This window comes from Pseudomonas sp. Fl4BN1, assembly GCF_009908285.1.
Classification (GTDB): domain Bacteria; phylum Pseudomonadota; class Gammaproteobacteria; order Pseudomonadales; family Pseudomonadaceae; genus Aquipseudomonas.
In genome coordinates this window covers 17,452-37,215 of the sequence record NZ_JAAARM010000049.1, presented here as the reverse complement: position 1 = coordinate 37,215, position 19,764 = coordinate 17,452, and the positions used below count along the sequence as shown (strand labels likewise).

At 59.3% G+C, this 19,764-nt stretch carries 28 protein-coding genes; 1 reads left to right on the top strand and 27 read right to left on the bottom strand.

Translation table 11 applies throughout. The annotated features are described in order from the left end of the window. The 10 genes from GV818_RS31100 to GV818_RS31055 all read right to left on the bottom strand — a co-directional run. Positions 1–2,402: host specificity protein J (locus GV818_RS31100; RefSeq protein ID WP_161778447.1), on the bottom strand; the 2,402-nt coding region annotated here is incomplete at its 3' end. A 52-nt stretch (positions 2,403–2,454) separates the two neighbouring features. Continuing rightward, positions 2,455–3,042, bottom strand: coding sequence for a tail assembly protein (locus GV818_RS31095; RefSeq protein WP_161778446.1), 588 nt, complete (start codon positions 3,040–3,042; stop codon positions 2,455–2,457). Further along, positions 3,039–3,821, bottom strand: a complete 783-nt coding sequence (locus tag GV818_RS31090; RefSeq protein WP_161778445.1) for a C40 family peptidase — start codon at positions 3,819–3,821, stop codon at positions 3,039–3,041. The genes GV818_RS31095 and GV818_RS31090 overlap by 4 nt, the downstream gene beginning before the upstream one ends. A 3-nt stretch (positions 3,822–3,824) precedes the next feature. Continuing rightward, positions 3,825–4,526, bottom strand: coding sequence for a phage minor tail protein L (locus tag GV818_RS31085; RefSeq protein WP_161778444.1), 702 nt, complete (start codon positions 4,524–4,526; stop codon positions 3,825–3,827). A gap of 54 nt (positions 4,527–4,580) precedes the next feature. Next, the gene (locus GV818_RS31080) at positions 4,581–4,925 is read right to left on the bottom strand and encodes a phage tail protein (protein WP_161778443.1); all 345 of its coding nucleotides are present in this window, start codon (positions 4,923–4,925) and stop codon (positions 4,581–4,583) included. Next, on the bottom strand, positions 4,925–7,933 hold the full coding sequence (locus GV818_RS31075) for a phage tail tape measure protein (RefSeq protein WP_161778442.1): 3,009 nt from the start codon (positions 7,931–7,933) through the stop codon (positions 4,925–4,927). The genes GV818_RS31080 and GV818_RS31075 overlap by 1 nt, the downstream gene beginning before the upstream one ends. 62 nt (positions 7,934–7,995) lie before the next feature. Then, positions 7,996–8,277, bottom strand: a complete 282-nt coding sequence (locus tag GV818_RS31070; RefSeq protein ID WP_161778441.1) for a hypothetical protein — start codon at positions 8,275–8,277, stop codon at positions 7,996–7,998. Between the two features lie 28 nt (positions 8,278–8,305). Next, the gene (locus GV818_RS31065) at positions 8,306–8,569 is read right to left on the bottom strand and encodes a phage tail assembly protein T (RefSeq protein ID WP_161778440.1); all 264 of its coding nucleotides are present in this window, start codon (positions 8,567–8,569) and stop codon (positions 8,306–8,308) included. 32 nt (positions 8,570–8,601) lie between these two features. Next, positions 8,602–8,937: a phage tail assembly chaperone family protein, TAC gene (locus GV818_RS31060; protein WP_161778439.1), complete on the bottom strand. Its 336-nt coding sequence runs from the start codon at positions 8,935–8,937 to the stop codon at positions 8,602–8,604. Further along, a complete protein-coding gene (locus GV818_RS31055) occupies positions 8,937–9,434 on the bottom strand; it encodes a phage tail tube protein (protein ID WP_161778438.1) in 498 nt (165 codons plus the stop codon). The genes GV818_RS31060 and GV818_RS31055 overlap by 1 nt, the downstream gene beginning before the upstream one ends. Positions 9,435–9,565: 131 nt before the next feature. On the opposite strand from GV818_RS31055, the gene GV818_RS31050 reads away from it, so the two are divergent. After that, entirely contained in the window at positions 9,566–9,703 is a 138-nt protein-coding gene (locus GV818_RS31050) for a hypothetical protein (RefSeq protein ID WP_161778437.1), read from the top strand. 17 nt (positions 9,704–9,720) lie between these two features. Here GV818_RS31050 and GV818_RS31045 read toward each other — a convergent pair whose 3' ends face one another. The 17 genes from GV818_RS31045 to GV818_RS30970 form a co-directional block, all read right to left on the bottom strand. After that, the gene (locus GV818_RS31045; RefSeq protein ID WP_161778436.1) at positions 9,721–10,089 is read right to left on the bottom strand and encodes a DUF3168 domain-containing protein; all 369 of its coding nucleotides are present in this window, start codon (positions 10,087–10,089) and stop codon (positions 9,721–9,723) included. Next, positions 10,089–10,571, bottom strand: a complete 483-nt coding sequence (locus GV818_RS31040; RefSeq protein WP_161778435.1) for an HK97-gp10 family putative phage morphogenesis protein — start codon at positions 10,569–10,571, stop codon at positions 10,089–10,091. Before GV818_RS31040 ends, GV818_RS31045 begins: the two co-directional genes overlap by 1 nt. Next, positions 10,564–10,899 carry a phage head closure protein gene (locus GV818_RS31035; RefSeq protein WP_161778450.1) on the bottom strand — a complete coding sequence of 112 codons (336 nt, stop codon included), beginning with the start codon at positions 10,897–10,899 and terminating at the stop codon, positions 10,564–10,566. The genes GV818_RS31040 and GV818_RS31035 overlap by 8 nt, the downstream gene beginning before the upstream one ends. Continuing rightward, positions 10,896–11,213, bottom strand: a complete 318-nt coding sequence (locus tag GV818_RS31030) for a head-tail connector protein (protein WP_161778434.1) — start codon at positions 11,211–11,213, stop codon at positions 10,896–10,898. Before GV818_RS31030 ends, GV818_RS31035 begins: the two co-directional genes overlap by 4 nt. Further along, positions 11,206–11,619, bottom strand: coding sequence for a HeH/LEM domain-containing protein (locus GV818_RS31025; RefSeq protein WP_161778433.1), 414 nt, complete (start codon positions 11,617–11,619; stop codon positions 11,206–11,208). Before GV818_RS31025 ends, GV818_RS31030 begins: the two co-directional genes overlap by 8 nt. Before the next feature lie 39 nt (positions 11,620–11,658). Beyond that, the gene (locus tag GV818_RS31020) at positions 11,659–12,861 is read right to left on the bottom strand and encodes a phage major capsid protein (RefSeq protein WP_161778432.1); all 1,203 of its coding nucleotides are present in this window, start codon (positions 12,859–12,861) and stop codon (positions 11,659–11,661) included. 10 nt (positions 12,862–12,871) lie between these two features. Continuing rightward, complete coding sequence (locus tag GV818_RS31015; RefSeq protein WP_161778431.1) at positions 12,872–13,525, bottom strand: HK97 family phage prohead protease; 654 nt, start codon at positions 13,523–13,525, stop codon at positions 12,872–12,874. After that, positions 13,503–14,714: a phage portal protein gene (locus GV818_RS31010; protein WP_161778430.1), complete on the bottom strand. Its 1,212-nt coding sequence runs from the start codon at positions 14,712–14,714 to the stop codon at positions 13,503–13,505. Before GV818_RS31010 ends, GV818_RS31015 begins: the two co-directional genes overlap by 23 nt. Then, a complete protein-coding gene (locus tag GV818_RS31005; protein WP_161778429.1) occupies positions 14,714–14,905 on the bottom strand; it encodes a hypothetical protein in 192 nt (63 codons plus the stop codon). The genes GV818_RS31010 and GV818_RS31005 overlap by 1 nt, the downstream gene beginning before the upstream one ends. Next, complete coding sequence (locus GV818_RS31000; RefSeq protein ID WP_161778428.1) at positions 14,902–16,659, bottom strand: terminase large subunit; 1,758 nt, start codon at positions 16,657–16,659, stop codon at positions 14,902–14,904. Before GV818_RS31000 ends, GV818_RS31005 begins: the two co-directional genes overlap by 4 nt. 33 nt (positions 16,660–16,692) lie before the next feature. Further along, on the bottom strand, positions 16,693–17,181 hold the full coding sequence (locus GV818_RS30995; protein WP_218586317.1) for a hypothetical protein: 489 nt from the start codon (positions 17,179–17,181) through the stop codon (positions 16,693–16,695). Positions 17,182–17,315: 134 nt separating this feature from the next. After that, positions 17,316–17,645, bottom strand: a complete 330-nt coding sequence (locus GV818_RS30990; protein ID WP_161778427.1) for an HNH endonuclease — start codon at positions 17,643–17,645, stop codon at positions 17,316–17,318. After that, positions 17,636–17,806, bottom strand: coding sequence for a hypothetical protein (locus GV818_RS30985; RefSeq protein WP_372242138.1), 171 nt, complete (start codon positions 17,804–17,806; stop codon positions 17,636–17,638). Before GV818_RS30985 ends, GV818_RS30990 begins: the two co-directional genes overlap by 10 nt. A gap of 72 nt (positions 17,807–17,878) precedes the next feature. After that, complete coding sequence (locus GV818_RS30980) at positions 17,879–18,100, bottom strand: hypothetical protein (protein WP_161778425.1); 222 nt, start codon at positions 18,098–18,100, stop codon at positions 17,879–17,881. Positions 18,101–18,347: 247 nt separating this feature from the next. Next, a complete protein-coding gene (locus tag GV818_RS34180) occupies positions 18,348–18,524 on the bottom strand; it encodes a hypothetical protein (protein WP_178125207.1) in 177 nt (58 codons plus the stop codon). A gap of 54 nt (positions 18,525–18,578) precedes the next feature. Continuing rightward, entirely contained in the window at positions 18,579–18,908 is a 330-nt protein-coding gene (locus tag GV818_RS30975) for a phage holin, lambda family (RefSeq protein ID WP_161778424.1), read from the bottom strand. 42 nt (positions 18,909–18,950) lie between these two features. Further along, positions 18,951–19,511, bottom strand: coding sequence for a phage tail tip fiber protein (locus GV818_RS30970; protein ID WP_161778423.1), 561 nt, complete (start codon positions 19,509–19,511; stop codon positions 18,951–18,953). Positions 19,512–19,764 lie beyond the last annotated feature (253 nt).

Sequence of the window (19,764 nt, the reverse complement as noted above, 5' to 3'; positions counted from 1 at the left end):
CCCGCGGCCAAGTTCTGCATGCTGTAGTCGGACTGCGGATAGGCCAGGTCTGTCAGCTTCGTGGCGGCCTCAAGGCTGTTGCCCGGGCCATACCAGATCTCGGTCCGCTGGGTATCCTCTGCGCCAGGTGGGAAGCCCCACTTCAAGCCGATGCCGAACAGTTCGCTAGTGGTGACCAGGTGCGAAACCGCCGGGGGCAAACCGGTCTTGCCTTCCAGGTTGGTCAGTACCGAGGTAGTCGGGATCGATGAGACGTTCATTGCACTAACGGCTCTCACGCGGGCCAGGTACTGGCCGGAGTAGATCCCGCGGACATCGGCCATAAGCTCGCCAGTTCGTGGGACCTTGATCCATTCCCGGGCGCCCCAACGCCATTCAACCTCATAGGCCACGGCACCGGGAGCGGCATCCCAGGCGATGGACATAACCGTGACAGCAATCCCCTGCTCAATCACAACGTGCTGGCTAAGCAGTACCTGCGCGGGCGCCTCCTGCGTGCCTACCGGCAAAACGCTCACCGGCCGCTGGTCAACAACAGCACCATGGTCAATCACATCGAACTTGCTGGGCTCGTACTGGATCACCTCAAGCTGGAACTGATGCCACTCTGGCCGCGTGACGTTACGCACGTAGAATTGCATCAGCTTCAAGTCGTCGAAGTCGAGCGCCCAGCCAAACTCGGGGGCGGGCGTCTCGCTGTAGTCGGCCATGACAGTGACGGCGCGGCCGGCGAACGACTTGATCACCCGGCCCTCAGACTTTCCACTGGGCAGGTTGATCCACAAGCGGGCGCCGGTCGGGATCTCAATGTCACGATCCAGCGTGATTGCCCGGCCGGCAACTGCCGAAATTCGCCCGCCGTTATCCCGACCAGTCAGCATAGGGTCGGCAACAGATATTACTTGCCCAGGCTTGGGGATCTGCCCGTCCAGGCCTACACGAAAGACTGCGCCCCGGGTCTGCAACTGCTCAGTCATCAGAGCCCACTGGCCAGCACGCTGTGCCTGGCCAAGCGACGTGCAGCCGAACGCATCGACCTTCAGCTCGCGCACAGAGCCATACTCGGCCAGCGCCTCGTCGTCGAACACCGGCTCCTTGTCGGTCTCGAAACCCTGGTCCGGGTTATCCCAGGAAACCATCGCAGCTGTGTGACGATCACGCAAGCGAGTGCCCTCATACTTGATGGCGCCACTATTGAGGATCTGCGAAGGGCTGTAACTGAACACCGGATCGCCGGGCATATCGGCATTGACAACGATCTGGCTGCCATCCCAGAAGGCCAGCCCGCGAAAGATCGAAGCCAGGTCCTGCAGCACGGCGTAGGCCTCGGCCTGCTTCTGGAAATAGAGGTTGCAGGTGAATCGAGGTTCTGTGCCGCCTTTGCCATCAGGGACCATCTGATCGCAGTACTGAGCAATCCGGTACAGAGACCACCGGTCAACCATGGTTGCATCGATGCGCTCACCGAGGCCGTAGTAAGGGTGCAGCACAAGGTCATAGAAGACCCAGGCAGGGTTGTTGGTGTAGGCCTCCTTGAACGTCCCATCCCAGATCCCGCCACTGGTACCGGCGCCTGAAGTGGAATAAGTCCGAGTCTCCGGATCGTAGTTTGCAGGCACCCGCACAATGCGCCCGCGCATCAGAACCGCGACCTTGGCGATATCTCCGCCGAACTGCTGGGCGTCGTACTCCAGGCAGCCCACAGCGGTCAGCGGGTACTCCTGATCGCTGTCGATCACCTCTGCAATCGCTTCGATGTACATGTTGTCAACGATCAGGTCGCTGTTCGCGTTGGGGGTGACTCGGCGAACGCGAATCGTCCAGCGGCCACCAGTGGGCAGCTCGATACGGTGAGACCGCTCGTACTTGGTCACGTTCTTGCGATCAACAGCCGAGCTTAAAACCTCAATGAAAGGCCCATTGTCGGTCGAGACATCGATCCGGTACTCGATCCGGACGCCGTCCACGTTGCCGGCCATGTCCTGCCGGCGCAACTGTGGCCAGGACAGACGCACGCGCACAGCGTCAACTGCAGGGTTCGCGATGCTGTGGAGCCAGGGAGTGGAGCTCAGCAGTTCCTGCCTCACAGAAATTTCGTTGCTCGACTCGGAGATCCCCTCAAGGCGGTCCTGATTCAGCTCGCCCGAACGAAACTGCCACTTCACGCCTGGGAAGTTGTAGCTGCCGTCCTGGGCCTGGATAGGGGTTCCGTCCAGCTTCACCGACTTCAGGCCGTCCACAGGCCCCACGATTGGCCCCCAGCTCCACAGGTAGACAATGCGAGCCGTTGCGATAGACGGGACGCTATTGGAAGCAATGCTGGGCTGCTTCTGCTTCGGCGCTTTACCGCCTTTGCTGCCGGCAACAGCGCCTCGGCGCGCCTTCTTTGTTACTGCGCCCATGCGCCCTCCTGAATGCAAAAACCCGCCGAAGCGGGTTGTTTGGTCTGGTCGGTCAGATGTTGTCTTGGGTGTAGATGCCACCAGACTCGACGGCCCCACCGATCTCTCGTTCGCCATACAGCAGCGGGTAGGGGTTGCCCTGGGCAACTGTGGTGACGGCCCCGCCAAACCCATAGCTTGGGTTGTTGCCGTCCTCGTTCTTGTCCATGGAGCCAGACTTAGTCGTGGGGGAAAGCATCTGCACTATGCCTCCAAGGCCAACCGCCGCACCGGCCGCAAGCAGCGCCATACCAGCGTATGAGGTGGTGCCACCGGATATGAAGCCGACTGCGATCAGCACCACGCCCAGAATTGTTTGAAACAGGCCAGCCTGCTTGCTGCCCTGGATGATCGGCATGATCCGGATGTCGCCGGCACCACTAGAGCGCAGATCCAGCTCCTCGGCGCCAATGTTCCGGTCATCAACAAAGACCGCGAACACAAGGCCGCGCTCTTCGGCAGTGCGCAGGAACTGCTCAAAGCCTGGCTTCATGATGCACAGTGCATTCGTCGCATCCCGCACGCTGTGCAGGTCCATGCGGTACTGTTTGCCGAAGCGCTTACCCAGCACCCCGCCGAGCTTAATTGTCCGCATAGTCATGGCCGGTAGTCCTTGTGCCGAAGAATCAACCGCACCCGATTGGCCTGGGACCAGCCATAGACTTCACGACTGGCCAGACGGCCCGGCATGTGGTGATAGATGAACGGGCCAGCCCCACCCAGGGCCGGCGCCGCCTCACTGGTCAGCGCCGGCTCATCGCCCAAGTAAATCGCTGCATGGTTTGGGTGAAAGCATGGGCGGCCCGGCGTTGGGATCTGCAGCACAAGCATGTCGCCGCGCTGAGCTGACTCGACCTGGTAGAAGCCGGTGGCCTTGAAGTTTTCCTCGTACAGGCTGGGCCCGCGCTCGTCTTCCCACCACAGATCGCGGCGCTCGAAGTTCGGCAGCTGCAGGCCGGCCTCCCGTGCGTACCAGTCCCGGCAGGCCGCCCAGCAATCCAGCAGGCCATGGGAGAAGTCCCGCCCCAGCAGCGGGGCCTGGAAGCCTGAAGGCTCGAACCAGGCGATATCACCACCGGGCCAACCGACGATGCCCCATGGCAGTTCATGCAGCTCACAGCTCACCCTGTCGGCCATGCTGGGCACGGGCGCCTTGTCCGGGTGGCTATGAATGATCGCCAGCACGTTCCCCAGGTCCTCGGCCGCGGCCAGGTCACGCTCGCAGATCTGGAAGTTCTCGCGCTCACTGGCCGCACGATTGGTACACGGCACGTACTGGCGACCACCGACGGCACTGATCAGCACGCCGCACGCTTCCGCTGGGTAGGCCTGTTCCGCATGGGCCCGGATCGCGGCCTGCAACTGTTTGTTGATACGCATGGGTTACCTCGAACTGACGATCAGACTGGCGCCCATTGATCCACCGAATCGCCGGGTATTTCCTCGGAGCTTGCAGCTACTCCACCACCCGCCGCAGCGGTCCAAAGCCGGGTTATCCGTGGGCTCGTTCTTCTTGTTGAACATGGCGGTACCGGTATAGGCACAGGCCTCGCCTCGGTACCCGCCACGGCAGGCCCACCGGCAGAGCTTGGTGATCTGCTGGGTGGGCAGCATCTGGCCCTCCATGTCCGTTGGACTGGAAAGCGAGAAGGTGACCGAGTCGAAAGACTCCTCGGTCTTCTGCTCGATGTACCAGAGGTTTACCTTGCTCTGATCGCTGGCTTCCGGGTTGCCCTCGGGGAAATTCGCTGCGTCCAGAAAGTGGCGAAAGGTCTCAATGACTCGCACCTTGGCGCCAGCCAAGTCGCGGAACTGCAAGCACAGCGCTGTGATAGCGCCACGCACACCGGCAAGCTCGTTGGCCACCTGCAGCGTTGGCGTTCCTGGCCTGCCATCGCCACGGATGTCAAAACCCTTGGCGTCGATCTGCAGCGGGGAATAGAGCTGCCCCTGCCAGATGATGTCGCCCTCCTGGGCGTGCCCGTGGAAGCGCCAGAGCAGGCCGCCCAGGCGTGTAGCGTCGAGCTCATAAAGCCGGATCTGGTTGCCCGGCTCGAGCTTTTGAATGTCGGTGTTGTAATTCATGGGGCTCCAGAAACAACAAACCCCGCACTTGGCGGGGTCATGATTGGGAAGTGATCAGGGCATGTAGACCTGCTTGAACGTGACAGACAGGCTGTAAAGGCCGGCGCCCAACGGGCGAGGCTGATAACCGGTGGCCCGGTACCATCCCTCAACGCCAAGCGGTGGCGTCCAGCGAAACGACTTGTACCCTTCATGCCGGTCAAGGAAGTCTCGAACCCCCTCAAGGGTTGAGCCATCACTGAATGGGCCATTGAAAGTGAGATCCCACTTCTGGCTCTTGGTGTTGATGCCAATGCCTCCGGCCTGGGTGTACCCATCACCAAAGTCATTCTCCCAGGTCAGTTGGCCAACATCGCCAGAGCTGGTCAGCGGGGTGCAGTAGTTGAATGTTTCTGCCATCAGACCCTCCTCGAGAGCAGGCCGCCCTGCCCCATTTCACGTTGAAGGAATCTCCTGAACTGAGCCTCCTGGCCCGCTTGCAACATCTCACCCTGGCGCCGCGCATCCTGATCACTCATGCCTGGCTGGGCCTGAACTGTTATCTGGGGGCTGTACGTGATCCCACCACCCCCGGCGCCAGAGTTCTCTCGCAACTGGTCAAGCGTCCTATCCAGCTTGGCGCTTGTCTCTGCCGTGGTTACCCGCTCTCCCTTTTGCAGAAGCCAGGTGCCCGTCTCCGGCACCGCGTCGATACCGTCGTGCGCCATGCCGGCCAGTGCTGCGCTGGCGACACCGGCAACCATAGGTGCCGTTGCAGCAGCCGCTGCAAGCGCTGCAGCTGGAGCAAGAGCAGGCCCTACGATAGGAACCGCGGCGGTAGACGCATACGCATTCAACTGTGCCTGAAAGGACGCCGCCTGCGCATTGCCCACCATGCCTGCCATAGCAGCGGACTGAGTGGCCTTGCCCACCACCAGCTGGACCGCCTGATAAACCAGCCACTGAGCGGCCATGTCCGTCAGCGCCTGCAGTGTCGACTTGGCGAAGTTGGCAACAAGATCTCCCAGCGCATCGCCAGCATCTTCTGCGCCACTGATCACATCAGAGAGAAAATTGCTCAGGCCACCCCTTGCGCTATCCAATACAGAAGCCGTGGCATCGGCCGCCATGGCTGAGTAGTCGGTCGCAGCATCGACATAGTTCTGCCAGGCATCACTGACGCCATCCATCCAGTTGTTCTGTGCCTCATCCAGCTGGTTATAGTAGTCCTGCTGAATAACCATGCGCTCGGCCAGCGCCTCCTCAAGCAGCGCCGTTTCCTTGTCGTAGCGGCTCTTTGCATCAGGGTCGCCCAGCAGATCGGCCTCTTTGTACTGTTTGTACATCTCGGCGCGCTGCTTGGCATAGTCCTGCTGAATTGCCAGATCTTCCTTCAGTCGAGCCCTGAGCTTTTCGCCAGAGCCGGCGCCCGCCAGCTCCATCTCAAAGCCCTGGCGGACGATGGTATTACTGTCCTTGAGGTTTGCCGCCAGGGTGGCCAGCTTCAGATCTTCCTCGTTCTGCTTCTTGAGCTTGATCTTAGAATCCAGCTCAGCAGCTAAGCCCTGCAGCACCTGCTGGCGGCCGGCGCTGATGCCCTTTAGCTTCCCTGACTCCATCTCAAACGCGAGCTTTGCCACCTCGCTGGCCTTGTTCTGCTTGCCGGAAGTCTCATCGATGAGCGCAATTTGCCGCTGATAGCTTTCCTCGGCATCGATCCCACGCTTTGCCAGGGCCTCAGCCGCCGACTTGGCAGATGCCTTTGCAGCAGCGTCTGCTTTTTCGGTGGCCGCTGCAGCTGCCTCGGCGGTGTCAGCGCGCCTCTGGGCCGCAATGAGAAGATCACCCTCGCCAGCCTTCAACCCCTCGACGAGCCCGGCACTGATGCGCGCAGCGAGCTTGTCGGCATTGGTCTTTTTGCCAACAAGCAATATCTGCTCGTCGATCCTCTTCGACATCTCCGTATAGACTTTTGAAGCTTCGGATATCGCGCCGCTCACATTGGCACCGTTGGCGCGTGCGTTTAGCTGCTCGATACTCGCCGACAGCTCTCGAACTTTCTCGTTTGCCTTTTCGGCTGCGCCTTCGGCTTTAACCAGATCAACTCGAAGCCCGTCGACCGCGGGGCTATTGGGGAACTCTTTTAGTCGTTTGCTTAACGAAAATACTTTTGCCTCTGCTGTCGAGGCCGCAAACTTCGCACCATCAAGAGCTGCTTTATAATCTATTAGAGCAGCTGCCGATTGCTTTTGCCCAAGCGTATCAAACGCTCCACCAAGTGCATTAATCCGACTCTGTAGCGCTTCAGATTCACGCTCCGCTTCCGTCGCTCTAGTAGAGAAATAGATAAGCGCACTTCCAGCGAGCAAAGCTGCACCAACCGGCCCACCGAGCAGGGCCATTGCCGCAGAAGCAGCGCGGGCTGCAACTCCAACACTGATCAGCCCCGCGGCGGCTGAAGCCGAAACGCCGGCCATTCTCGCGAGGGTCAACTGATAGCGAACGGCCTCAACCTGGGCTGCCGCAAATGAAAAAGCCGAAGCTGCTGCGGCGCTGGCCAGCCGGGCGGATAGAATCAAGGCAAGCACGCCTGCCGCCTTCGCCAAGTTGTCTACGGCGTCCTTGGTGCCTGGGGCGGACAGCGCATCATTCAGGGCATTTACAGCGCTCTTCGCAGAATCAAGACTGCCTTCCCCAATGAGCAGGAGGGATATCGTGTTCTGCAATGCCTCCAGCGAACCACCGAACGTATCTCGCGCAGCAGCGGCAGCACCGCCATAAGTCTCCTCCAAAGCCTTGAGGATGATCCCTTGCGCGCCAGCAACATCGCCCGTCGACTCCATCGCCAGGGCCATCTTCTTTTGCTCTTCGGTGAACCGGAACCCTTGCTTGCTGAGAGCGGTCAGCCCCCTTGATGGAACATCGAGCGAGCGACCAATTGTTTCTGCAGCAGCAGATACCGAAACGCCGGTACGGGTTGCCATATCGGCGGCTGATTGAAGGGCGCGATTGTACTGATTGCCGACTATGCCAGTGAACGCAAGAAGCGTTGTCTGCGCCTGGTTGATGTCTCCACTGGAGAAGGTCGTGGCTTTCTCCAGGGCGCCGGCCATGGAGTTGAGTTGATCACGGTTGAAGCCCGCAGACTCCCCGGTAGAACGCAGCACCGCGCCAAGTTGCGCCTGCTCCTTTTCTGCGTTCTTTGTCTCGGTGACAAACCGCCCGAAAATGCTGGCGACTGAAAATCCAGCAACGGCGCCAGCGGCTACCTTGCCCAAAGCACTCCAAGCGGCAGAGGCCTGCTTTGCTGCGTCGGTCATTTCCCTGGATGATTTTTTCGCCGCTCTGCCTGCCTGGTCCATGGGGCCAGTGAACCCGCCGATCTTGGCAATCAGGTCAAGGGTCAGAGTGCCAAGTGATGCAGCCATACTTTCCTCCAGTGATAAAAAACCCGCACTTGGCGGGTTTATCTACTTCAACAATCTGATTGTTATGTTTCCACTGATCGCCCCTCGCTAGCATCTTGCGCGAAGTAACAAGCGTATCTGACAGCGCTCATCATCGCGGCGAATAGCAGCGCATAAACTGCACTTCCGATTGCCCCGAAAATTACCGGCCAATTCATAATCATCTGACCGACGCCGATATGATCAGTTCTAACCAAAACCTCAACCCGTCCAAAGTTGTACAAAACAATTAGTGCAGACAGCACTGCCAAAGCCGCCATCACCTTTGCAACAAAAACGCAGAAGTCCAGACGTTCCCTATTCATACCATTCTCCTTTTAAAAAGAAGCCAATCTACTCCCATCCAGCTATCGCTTCATCCAAGGTTTCGACACGCGGGTCCATATGTGGTGCGAAGTCTTGCTGGTAAAGCCTCGGTGCATCCTTGCCGGTTTTCGAATTGACGTAGAGCGCCTGGAGCTGGGCCAGGGCCATCTCGACGCGCATGCCCTGGTGCAGCGATCCGCGCCTGGCGCGAAACTTCATCCAGACCACGAACTCGGAATAGGTCATGTTCTCCTGCGCTTCGGCGATGGTGCGGCCGCCTATTCCGTTCATGACCAGCTCGCACCATAGTTCGTCGGTTGGCTCTAGCGCTTCTTCTTTCCCGCGTTCTGCACCTCGCCGATGGCGATCAGCAGTAGGTTGGTCAGGTCTGGGTCGAGCGCGCCCTTCTCCGGATCCGCCTCGCCGGTGATGTCGTCGACGGTGAACACGGCCTTGCCCTCGGCATCGCAGATGCTGGAAGCGATGCGACAGGCCAACGGGTCAGCGCCGCGGTGGGCAGCGATATCTCCCACCGCCGTCTGGTACGACAGCGGCCGGACAAAGCAAGTGAACTTGGAGCCCTCCCACTCGATCTGCTTTTCCACTGGGCGCGCCGTGAAAGCTTTCGATTTTTTCAGGTTTGCGATGCTCAGTTCCATTATGCGGATACCTTGCGAATCCAGGCGGAGCCGCCCGAGCGCTGGATCGACACTGTCGAAGCAACCACGGCGTTCTGCGCGAAAGTGAACGGGAAGTCGGCGACGTAGCCCTCGAAGGTGAACCAGGTGCGGGTCTTGGCCAAGACGAAGTCATCACCCTCCTTGGAGACGGTCGGCTCAATACCCTTTCCGTCCGACCAGCCCACTACCCACTTGATAGTGGTGTCACCGTCGGTCTCGGACAGCTGATGCAGGCGAATATGGCTCGCGTTGTTCGGGTCAGCGTTCAACCCCAGCGAGGCCTGGCCTGGGGTGCGCAAGCCTTTCTTGTAGGTTCGCTCCTGGTCACTGAGGCAGGTATCCTCGATCTGTTCGGCCGGTGAGCCGCCCGGGTCAAAGCTGGTGGCGCACTCAACCTCCATGACTGTCATAGGTCCGGTGCCGGTGAGCGGCGGGACCAGGGCGTATACCTGGGTTCCTTGGGAAAGAATCGACATGGTGTTCTCCAAACGTCGGGCAAAAAAATACCCGCACGGTGCGGGCACAGAAGATGCAAACCCCTCGAAAATCACTCGAATTTTATGCATTAGGATGCATTGGCCAATTCGGCAAACTCGAGGAAACACAAATGAGCTACTTGAAACAGATTGTCCGCAGGCTGCTTGGGCGGCCGGCCATCAAGTCAAAAGAAGAACTCCAGCAAGAGAAGTTCAATGACCTGATGGATGCAATGAAGGACTTTGAAGAGATGTACAAGAAGCATTAAGAAAGATGCCCCGCTGCCTATCGGCGGGGCACAATCCAACTCACGTCGAAGCTGTACCGGTAGTTCTTCGTCGCCGGGTCTCGACCATCCCCCCCCCAGCGGATGATGTAGGCGTGAGGTTCGATGGCATCGCGCAGGGCCTTGGCAACAGTACGAGCATCCTTGCCCGTCTCTGCGTACACATCGACCTGCAGCGTGTAGCCGTCGATGTCAGGGCGGCCTGCAAGGTAGTTCTCAGGATCGCCGCCGATGGTCTGCCAGACCGCGTAGGGCTTGGGTACGTTCTGCGCGGCATCACCAAACGGATAAAGGCGCTGCGGGGTTGATCCCAACAGCGCAACCACTCCAGCGTCCATGGTGCACACGGCGTTGATCGGTGCAAACATCAGTTGCTCCTGGCCTTCTCGGCGCGGCGTATTGCTCGGTCGATGCCCTTCTCGAACTGGGTGGCGAACTCGTTGGTCACTTCGCTGATGTGATCTTTCAAGGCTGAACGCGCAACAGGATCTGCCGCGATATGCTCAGTACCGAACTCCAGCAAGCGCCAGTGCGGCGTCGGGGCACTCGTCTCTGTACTACCGTTCTTGATCAGCACCGCGCCATGCAGAACGCCAACGCGAAAGCCCAGGTCTCCAGTGCGGCGAAACAAGCGCCCGTTCCAGCGAAGGACGATGTTGTCAGCAATGGAGCGCCCGGTGTCAGGGTCATCCCAGCGGCGAGCGCCCTCTCGGAAGTTGTTGGCCACCATCTCAGCAGCGCGTCGAAGCGCGGTGCGCCCGGTCTTGCGCCTGACCTCATCGTTCACCGTGTCTAGCTTTCCAAGCAGGCTATCGATGCCGACCAGGCTGAACTGGATGTCGTCAGCCATCGTTCACCCCTTCGGAGTAAGGAAGGGTCAGGTACTCCCGCCCCGACTTCGGATCAGGCAAGACGCCCTGGATGTTGTAAATCAGGCCACGACTCAAGCCACGCATGCTGGCTTTGATATCAGCTCGATACCTGATCACGATCCGCCCCACGACTTCGGAGTTCACCGCCTTAGCAGCAATGAACTCGCGGCCACTCAGTGGAGTTATGGCAGCCTGTACGGTGGCTACGTCGACCCAAACGCCATCCGTTGGCTCCTGGGTTTCTGGATCGACTCCGGGGAGCAGTTGCTGAAAGGTAATTCGGTGTCGCAGATCTCCAGCTCTCATAGATTCACCCAGCGGTGAGGCTTCCATAGGGCGTTGGTCGCCATTGGCAGCTCAGCGGTGATAGTTCCAACAACCACAGATTCGCGGCTGTCGTACCAGGTGCCGATCAGCAAAAGCGCTCCCTGCATAATCGCCTTGCTCATGACCAGCGCATTTCCAACCGGATCAGGCAGAGCCTCTTCCGGCGCCACCAGCGTCCGATTGGTCCAGGTCTCGAAAGCACTGAGGGCTGCATCCGTGTAGCCCTGAATCAGCGCATCATCGTCGTCATGGTCGACCCGCAAATGAGCCTTGACGATGGGAAGATCAATCACCCTTCGGCACCAGCGCCTGAAGTGCCTCTTTGTTGGCGGTCGGATCGAACTCGATCCCTTTGCCAGCGAGCCAGGCCTTCAGATCGGGAACCTTCATCTTGAGCGGGTCGGTTTCTTTCTGCGCCTCGATAGCCATGTCGACTTCTTCCTGCGAGCTGCGCGATGCGTAACCCTCAGGCGGGTAACTCGCCGCCAGGTAGCCTGCTGCTACAAACTCAGCAATGGTCGGACCATCCAGCCTCAGACCGTTGGTGTCCAGTTGACTGGGGTAGGACGCCACGCCCAGGTGCTCGACCGCCACCAGCGCGCAACGCTCCGAGACATCCTGCTCGCCGGCAGGAATTTCAATCACTTGATTGCCATCCACCGCGAACGGAAAAGGCTTCTTCACGAGAATAATCGGCATAAATCCTCCACAGAGTTGGCGCCCGAAGGCGCCTCTCAGTCAGGCAGCGCTCAGGGTCAGAACCTTGATCGCCTGGGAGTCGACGAGCATGCCGCCGACGCGCTTGGTGGTGTAGAAGCCAACGTTAGGCTTGTTGGTGTAGGGGTCGCGCAGCACCCGTGTGCCAATGCGGTCAACGATGGTGTAACCGCGCTTGAAGTCGCCGAAAGAAACCGCGTTCGCATCAGCAGCGCGGTCAGGCATATCCTCGTTTTCGGTAACGCCGTAGCTCAGAAGCGTGGATGGCTGACCAAGCTGCAAGCCTGGCTGCCAGATGTAGTCGCCGCGCTCGTCCTTCAGCTTGCGCACATAGGCAACGGTGAGGTTCGACATCATGAAGCGGGCGTTCGCGCGATAGCCAGCCTTCAAGGAATGGATCAGGTCGATCAGGTTGTCAGCGGTCAGCCCTCCGGCCGCGCCCGAAATCAGCTTCTGCAGTTTGCCGAACGCTCGAACCTTGTCGACTTCGGTAGTCAGCTCGTACGCAAGGTAACCCTTCGGCTTGTTGACACCATTGCCGCTGGTGAAGGCACTACCTTCCTTCTCAGAAAACTCTCGGGAAACCTCGTCGCCGAGCCAGCCCTCGGCATTGAAGAAGATATCGTCGAGGCTGGTCTGAGTGGCTTGCGGATTGGCATAAAGCTCACCCATGAAAGCCGAGATCTGCCCCAGGGTCGGGGTCCCGGTCGCCGGACGGGCGTCAGTTTCGCCGACCCAGCCAGAGCCGGCGCCGCCCAGGCTTACCAGGCGCTTGTAGTCTGGGGAGCCTACAGTGATCTGGTTGCACACCTGGCGCATCGGTGAAGTGTCTTTCAGCAATTCAATGATGCTTCGGTCCAGTTCTTCCGGCACCGCGTAACCGCCATCGGCCTCGTTACCGATCTGCAACGCCTTCGCCTGCAGATCACCCAGACCGGTATCGATACCCTTACGGACAAACTGCATGAACGCGGCCTTGTGCTCGCTGGCAGCCTTGGTGCCGGTGCCGTCGGGGCGCTTGAGCGCGATCAGTTCCTTTTCCAAGTTGCTCTTCAGCTCGTCCAGCTCGCTCAACTTTTCGTTGAGGGTATCGACCTGTCCGGACAGCTTGCCCTTTTCGGCTTCCAGGCCATCAATGCGCTTGTCGTTCTTCTCTTTGAACTCGTCGAACTTCTTGCCCAACGCTTCAGCAACGTCTTGTACGTCTTTGATTTCAACAGCCATGAGAGGCTCCTTACATTCGATCAGATAGGGTTTTGAGGAATTGCAGCGCTTCGTCGGCACCCGCCTCTCGCGGTGAAACTGCGCCGTAGCCTTTGGCCATAAAGGCCTTGGCCTGGGAGCCAGAGAACCCAACCTCTCGAAGGGCTCGCTCCACTTTGCTGGGCGGCGGTGTTTCGCCGCGGGCCAGCAGAGATTTCACATCGGTAATCCGGGCTTCGTCGTTGGCCGGGAAGGTGACCGGGGAGACTTCCCACAGGTCGATGGCCTTCAAGATCCAGACGCCCTTTTCCTTGTCGTACTCGTAGTCGTCGAGCATGTAGCCAATGGAAAGGCCGGTCAGGCTTCCGGCCTTCATGTGCCCGTGCGCACGTTTGGCCAGCGGGTCGTCATCGATCAGCAGCCGACCTTTGACGTACAGACCGACGTCGTCTTCGCGCATTTCGGTGTAGACGCCGATCGGCTCGCTCATCTGGTGCTGCCAGAGCATGGCCGGCAGTCGACCCTTCTCTTTCCACTTGGCCAGGCTGGCCGCGAATGCACCGCGAATCACTACGTCGCCGTAGCTGTCCTCGACACCGAACACGGAGCCGTAGCCTTCGAACTCGCCGTTGTCGCTGACCGACTTAAGGGTCAGCGGCACGTCAAGACGCTGTTTTGTCTGCATCGTCGGCAGCCTCTGGTTTGGTGGTCATGTTCATCGGGGTCAGGTAAATGTCGCCGCCCTCGCGGGGGTTCTCGTCTTCCAGTTCGCGGCAGTCGTTGGGGCTCAAGATCCCCCACTGAATGCCCTTTCCGTAGGATTCGTAGCGGCCCTTGAGGTCACCACGCATCAGGGCGCCGGCATTGAACTTTGCGTAATGGGTCAAGCGGTCTTTCTCACTGAGCAGGCCGACCTGTATGCGGTGCTCGATCCGGGTCATGATCGGAACCAGCGAGTAGTTCACGAAGCTCATACCCATGTGCTCGATGTTGTTGAGTGTCATTTTTTCCATGCTGGCCACCAGGTGCGGTGGAACACGGAACAGGCCACAGATCTGTGCCTCGGTGAGTTTCTTTGACTCGATGAACTGGGTGTCCTGGGCGCTGAGGCTGATGGGCTTCCAGTCCAGGCCCTGCTCCAAAATCATCGGCTTATAGGCATTTGCTGCGCCCATGTGCTGCCCCTGGAACTCCTCCTTGATTCGGTTGAACGCTTCAGGTGTAAGCGTCTCCTCGGTGCGCAGCACACCGCTGGTAACTGCGCCGTTGGTGAAAAGCTTGGCAGCATGAGCATCCATCGCCTGACCAAGGCCCAGCGCCTGCCGGGCATACGCGATTGGGTTCAACCCGTTCAAACCGTCCAGGGTGAACAGCCGAACGTGCCAGATCTCATCCTGTGTCAGCACACGGGTGCCCGACTTGAAGTTGACCGTGTACTCGACAGTCCAGTCATTCTTGAGCTTTGGCGTAACGATGTCCGGATTCAGCGGCAGCAGCTCAACGACACTACCGAGCACCCAAACCTTGTACGCGAAGAAGTTGCCGCGCAGACACAGGCAGGCCACCAGCAACTCCCAGAACTCCTGGGCGGTCATGTACCCATTCGGAGCCATGGTCAGCAGCGGATAAAGCCGATGGCCCGTTGCCGGGAGACGGTCACGGTCAGTCTGTTTAAGCAGCCGACAAGGCAGCATGCCGATCGACTCAGCCAGCACCCGGACGCAGTTGAACACCACCAGTTGCTGCATGGCACTTGCTGTAGTCACTCGCTGTCCTGAGTTGCTTTCGTACCCGGCCCCCAAGGCCTGGGCAAGCTTCTCTGACGTGTCGATAGATTGAGGGCCGCTCTTTCTCCCCAGAAGAGAACGAAGCATTACCGGTCCCCCCGCAGTACGGAAGCAACAGACAAGACAATCAGGAGCGAGCCACAGACGGTCAACGCCAATGGCTCGCCCATCCAGGCCCAAAGGCCACGGGTCAGCAGGCCCAAACCAAGCACGCCGATCAGATCCGGCAACACCTCTTTCAGAGCCTCAAGCTTCGGCGCTTCGCTTTCATTGGTCATAGGGTTCTGATTCCGTATTTCATGATGTGGTCAGAGAGCGTTTTCTCTGCTTTCGCACCAGACACACCAATAGCCATGAGCAGCGCGGCCATGTCATCGATCTTGTCTGCGGAGCGCTTCTTGTCGGGCGCCATATTCATGTTGTCGTCACGTCTGGCTATCAGGTTCGATGCGCACCAGTTGAGAAGCATGTCACCACCGTGCGCCAGGGTTCCCGCGATGTAAGCCAGCTCCAGCGCCTGCATGGCTGGGTGGTAGGACTTCGGCCCCTGGATGAACTCCACCATTGGAAGCTCCGCTGCTACCAGGCGGTTTACCAGATCCTGGGCGTTCCACTTGTCGTAGGCGATCGCCTGGACATTGAAGCGCTCACAGACCGCTTTAACGTCTGCCTCGATCACGGCGTAGTCAGTGACGTCGCCCTCGGTCTGCTTCAGCAGGCCAGACTCAACCCAGGAGGCATACGGCACAGTCCCCCGCTCAGTGCGGAACGCTACCGCGCTCTCTGGGGCCCAGCGCCAGCCATAGGTGTAGATCACGCCATCAACGTTCCAGACCAGCCGAAACGATGTGAGGTCAGTCGTCGAAGCCAGGTCGAGGCCGCCCCAGCACGGGTACTGTGAAAGCCACTCAAGATCGACCTCGCCACCGCAGCGCTGCCACTTATTGAGATCAACCCAGCCATCAGCCGTTGAAGCAGGACGATTCAGACGCTTGATTCGAAACTCTGCCATCTTCGACGGCATCTGCTTCGCTTCCACCGCCTCTTTCCGGATCGCCGCCAATAGATGCGGGTTCACATCCATTAGCGGGTTGGCTTTGATCCAGCAGGTTTCGTCGAACTCACTGTCAGCCTTGATGCCCAGCGTTTTGTCTTCGTCATCGACGGCGTAGAACACCACCAAAAAGTGATCAGCCGTGTGGCCGAATAGCCCAGACAACAGCTTTTTGGCGAACATCCGGATCTCGGCCCACGGCCCGGGGTTCGTGTAACCCTCGGTAGTCGTGTACAGCCAGAGAGGGTTACCCCGCGCGCCGGCTGCTGACGTCAGTACGTTCAGCAAGTCGGCGGTCTTGTGTGCGTGGATCTCATCGAGACCGACGTGCGATGGGTTCAGACCGTCCTGTGTCGATGCCTTGGCATGGATAGGCTTGAAACTCGCACCGGTTTCCATGCGGCTGATCGACTTGGCCCAAACCTCAAGGCCGAAGTACTCACGCAGGTCGGCGTTCTTTTCGACCATGCGTTTTGCAGCGTTAAAGATGATCGCCGCCTGACCGAAGGTGGTGGCCGCACTGACGATCTGAGCACCCTCTTCCGGCTCGCAGCACTCGCAGTACAAAAGAATTGCCGAGGACAATGTGCTCTTAGCGTTCTTCCGTGCCACGGCAAACAGAGCCGAGGTGAAGCGTCGAGGATGAAACATCCCATCGTCGCCCCATCCTTCGGTGTATACCGCTTCGCGCTTGCGGAAACCGAACAGCTGCACTACGAAAAAGATGTGCGACGGGTGCATGACAATCGTCGGCGTTTCCCACTTACCCTCAACGTGGTGCAACTTCTCAATGAAGTCGCAGGGATCGTTGGCGTGCCATTCATCAAAGATGAACGGGCAGTCTTTCTTCTTGGCCCGTTTCAAGTCATCAAGGAACCGCTTCGATGCCTCACGGATCAGGCGCCCGTGCTTCTTCCGTTTCTTGTCGGCCACCGCAGCCCTGGCGTAGTCGGTCGCGATCTTGACGAAATCACGCATCCCTACTCCAGACTGGACAGCCAGATCATTCGATTATTTGGTCACCCGCTTACGACCGTTCCCGGCGAAGGCGTTGCCTTTGTTGTCATCAGCTCCGGAGGATTTGACCTTGCCCTGGGCGACCGGCGTAAGGCCGAAATCGTTCTGCAAGTTGCGCAGCGTGCCGGACATACTCGCGGTCGGCGCTTCACCAGCGGCGTATAGCTGCACGATCTTTCCGTGCAGCGCACACATGTGAGCAAGCGGACTGAGCGCGGCATCGGTTAACAGTTTGTTAGCCATCAGGATCGGCACAAGCCGGTTCCATTCTTTGATGGCGTGAGCGTTGGGCATCCAGTCAGGAACGGCCGGCGCCTCATCGACAAGAGGCAGCTCGACTTCGACCGGGACGTCACGATCTTTCCGCGAAGTGCCGGCGACGGCCTTGAGCTGCGCAGGCTTTCGCGGGTTTGCCATGGTGAATACTCGGTAAATGCAGCCTTTCGGCGGTGTGTACGTGTGCTGAAAAACGGTTTTGCTCAAGTGACGGCGCGAAAAAAACGTTTGGGCGCGGTCTAGAAGCAAAAGTCCCTCAACTTTTTACCCTCCCCCTGCCAATAATAAGAATTCATCTCATTACAGGCGTTTCCGCCCTGTTTTCGTGCCTTTTTTGCGCTTTAGCGCCGTGCATTGCCCCAGCCACCATCCTCGGTTGCTGTTTTGCGGCTATGACACGGGTGACAGAGGGGCTGCCAGTTAGAGCGGTCCCAGAACAGGTCGTTATCGCCTCGGTGAGGAGTAATGTGATCCAGGTCAGTAGCAGGCTCTACCCTGCCGAGCTTCTCGCACTCAACACACAGAGGATGCTTACGCAGGTAGCCAGCCCTAGCCTGCTGCCACCGGTACCCATACCCACGCTGGGTGCTGGTGCCACGCTGCTGATCGGCCGGTTGATGCTGAATAGTCTTGGCTGCTGCTGGTGCGTAGCGCTTCGGCCTCACCGGCATGGCGTACCGTCCATATAGGTCAGAGGTCGGGCATCAGGGTCTTGATCGACCTGCTCCTCGGCCAGAGCCTGGATCAGCAGGCCTTGCTGCTCTGCCATCCTTTCGAGGATCGCCGTCTGCTTCTTCTGCTCGGCCAGCATCTCGACCAGTAAAGAGTTCACTTGCCCGCTCATAAGCCAGCCTTCCCATTTTGTTGATCCATTCGCGCCGGGCGGCGCATCCGCTGCAAGCCATCAGGCCCACCGCTTCCAGTACCGCAGCACGTCGCCGAGCTGCAGCAGTTCATTCATTGCCCTAGCGCGAAGTGGGCAGGTTATGCTTCGACGCCCACCGTGGTAGTAGTCGGCCTTGGCCATCGATGCCTTGGCATATCCAACCAGCCATTCAGGCGCGCCGTCCTTGGTGCAGGCCTTCAGTTCGCTTGCCGTCTTGCCCACCAGGTCTCGATACCGCATCACCAGCCCCCTGCCATCTTGGCGCCTATCGCCACCCCAACCAGGAACACGACCGCCACCAGCATCGAGCCAAGGCTTGGCACCAGCGGCGCCATAGGCACGCGCATGGGTGGAGGCGGCGGCAACTTTCCACCACCCAAAACAGAGCGCCGGCACGCCTCGCACATGGTCGTGCTGGAGTGGTACGGCATGGGCTCAATCCTTACCCAGTGACACCTGGAGCATTCGAACTCGATGAGCATGGCGCTCACCCTTCCAGTGAAAGTTTGATCGAAGCCAGGATCACGCCCAGGGCCGCAGACTGGGACGACTTGGCCAACTCAATCACCAGGGCTTCAATCCGGGCGACCTCGGCCTGCTCCTCGGGCGTCATATCACCGACCATGCCCTTGATTTGGTAGTACTCGGCACTGATGGTGCTCATGGTGTGTTCCTCATTCGGCGCCACGATTGGGCGCATTCGAAAACGTGGCGCGGATTAATCGGCCTTACGACTGGGCAGCTTGAAGTCGGTGAACCGGTCAGCGATGGTGCGGATCTTCTCGACGCCGAGGAAGCCAACCCAACCACCGACGAACGTGGACAAGGTCTGAGGCAAGCCGAAGAACTCCAGGCCGCTGATGATGGTCAGGGTCAGTCCGCCGCAGATGGCGCCCTCCACCAGCATCTGGCGCCTGGTGCCGCCGCCGTAGATTATCCGCAGGACCGCCATGGTCGCGGATAGGAGCGCGGCACCCAGCACTGGCGAATGCTGACTCAACCACGCAAGCGCACCCGCCCAAGTGTCTGGTTTGTCTGGCATGTTCATCTCGATATCCTCCCGGTTAGGGAGTGAGGGGTTAGGATTTGGTCAGCCCAGCACCTGGGGGTCCGCCGAAGGGAAGGCTGCCCTGAAGGTGCCGAGTACGACGCCAGACTTGTCGCGCTCCAGATCTTGCAGAACTGTCTCAGCAATCTCGCGCTTGACACGGTCTTTGGTCTCACCCAGCAGGGTATGCAGCTCGTTCAACTTCTTCGCTAGGCTATCCAATCGCTCAGAAAGGAGCCGCTGCGCCATATCGAGATTGACGACATCTGCGTGCTGCTCAAGCTTCAAGCGCTCAACTTCCTCCTTCACAGAATCAATGCGCTCATTCACCTGGAACTTGTCAGCGTCCAGCAAGAACTGCGAGGAACTGCTGCCGCCAGCCCCGAACCTCACCGACACGCTGTTGGTGATCCGGGTCTTGCCGATAGAGCCATCCTTGATGGAGGCCTCGCTGATGTAGGCGACGCCATCGACAACAACGAAGGGTTGCTCAGGCTCTGGCGTCTTCTCCAGGATGATCGGAGCCAGTCCGCCATACAGCTCAATGCGGCCATCGGTGATACGCCAGCCTGATACACCCTTAACGAAGTCCGAACTCTGCATTGCCGTGCTCCAGAAATGAAAAAGCCCCAGCGGATGCCGAGGCTCGAATGGGTGCAGAGGGCCGGTGCATACCCGGCTTGGTGGTCTGGCTCGCTGGGTCACGTACCCCAGACTCTCATCGCGTAGTCGATCAGGGAGCGCACGGCTTTGATCCACGCCACTACCGACTTAGCCCAGCTGCCTGGGCGCGTCATCTGCATAAACGAAAAAGCCCAGCGCAATGGCCGGGCTTTCTCTGTGGTGTCGCGCTTGA

Bases quoted from the DNA above. Each gene is read 5' to 3' on its own strand.
- GV818_RS31065 (WP_161778440.1), bottom strand. From the start codon at position 8,569: ATGAACGGAATAGGCGGCCGCACCATCGCCGAAGCGCAGGAGAACATG.
- GV818_RS31060 (WP_161778439.1), bottom strand. From the start codon at position 8,937: ATGGAACTGAGCATCGCAAACCTGAAAAAATCGAAAGCTTTCACGGCG.
- GV818_RS31005 (WP_161778429.1), bottom strand. From the start codon at position 14,905: ATGACCAATGAAAGCGAAGCGCCGAAGCTTGAGGCTCTGAAAGAGGTG.
- GV818_RS31095 (WP_161778446.1), bottom strand. From the start codon at position 3,042: ATGACTATGCGGACAATTAAGCTCGGCGGGGTGCTGGGTAAGCGCTTC.
- GV818_RS31080 (WP_161778443.1), bottom strand. From the start codon at position 4,925: ATGGCAGAAACATTCAACTACTGCACCCCGCTGACCAGCTCTGGCGAT.
- GV818_RS31010 (WP_161778430.1), bottom strand. From the start codon at position 14,714: ATGCTTCGTTCTCTTCTGGGGAGAAAGAGCGGCCCTCAATCTATCGAC.
- GV818_RS30970 (WP_161778423.1), bottom strand. From the start codon at position 19,511: ATGCAGAGTTCGGACTTCGTTAAGGGTGTATCAGGCTGGCGTATCACC.
- GV818_RS31075 (WP_161778442.1), bottom strand. From the start codon at position 7,933: ATGGCTGCATCACTTGGCACTCTGACCCTTGACCTGATTGCCAAGATC.
- GV818_RS31000 (WP_161778428.1), bottom strand. From the start codon at position 16,659: ATGCGTGATTTCGTCAAGATCGCGACCGACTACGCCAGGGCTGCGGTG.
- GV818_RS30975 (WP_161778424.1), bottom strand. From the start codon at position 18,908: ATGAACATGCCAGACAAACCAGACACTTGGGCGGGTGCGCTTGCGTGG.
- GV818_RS30980 (WP_161778425.1), bottom strand. From the start codon at position 18,100: ATGCGGTATCGAGACCTGGTGGGCAAGACGGCAAGCGAACTGAAGGCC.
- GV818_RS31020 (WP_161778432.1), bottom strand. From the start codon at position 12,861: ATGGCTGTTGAAATCAAAGACGTACAAGACGTTGCTGAAGCGTTGGGC.
- GV818_RS31045 (WP_161778436.1), bottom strand. From the start codon at position 10,089: ATGTTTGCACCGATCAACGCCGTGTGCACCATGGACGCTGGAGTGGTT.
- GV818_RS31015 (WP_161778431.1), bottom strand. From the start codon at position 13,525: ATGCAGACAAAACAGCGTCTTGACGTGCCGCTGACCCTTAAGTCGGTC.
- GV818_RS34180 (WP_178125207.1), bottom strand. From the start codon at position 18,524: ATGAGCACCATCAGTGCCGAGTACTACCAAATCAAGGGCATGGTCGGT.
- GV818_RS31040 (WP_161778435.1), bottom strand. From the start codon at position 10,571: ATGGCTGACGACATCCAGTTCAGCCTGGTCGGCATCGATAGCCTGCTT.
- GV818_RS31050 (WP_161778437.1), top strand. From the start codon at position 9,566: ATGAGCTACTTGAAACAGATTGTCCGCAGGCTGCTTGGGCGGCCGGCC.
- GV818_RS31055 (WP_161778438.1), bottom strand. From the start codon at position 9,434: ATGTCGATTCTTTCCCAAGGAACCCAGGTATACGCCCTGGTCCCGCCG.
- GV818_RS31090 (WP_161778445.1), bottom strand. From the start codon at position 3,821: ATGCGTATCAACAAACAGTTGCAGGCCGCGATCCGGGCCCATGCGGAA.
- GV818_RS30990 (WP_161778427.1), bottom strand. From the start codon at position 17,645: ATGCCGGTGAGGCCGAAGCGCTACGCACCAGCAGCAGCCAAGACTATT.
- GV818_RS31085 (WP_161778444.1), bottom strand. From the start codon at position 4,526: ATGAATTACAACACCGACATTCAAAAGCTCGAGCCGGGCAACCAGATC.
- GV818_RS31070 (WP_161778441.1), bottom strand. From the start codon at position 8,277: ATGAATAGGGAACGTCTGGACTTCTGCGTTTTTGTTGCAAAGGTGATG.
- GV818_RS31025 (WP_161778433.1), bottom strand. From the start codon at position 11,619: ATGCCGATTATTCTCGTGAAGAAGCCTTTTCCGTTCGCGGTGGATGGC.
- GV818_RS31035 (WP_161778450.1), bottom strand. From the start codon at position 10,899: ATGAGAGCTGGAGATCTGCGACACCGAATTACCTTTCAGCAACTGCTC.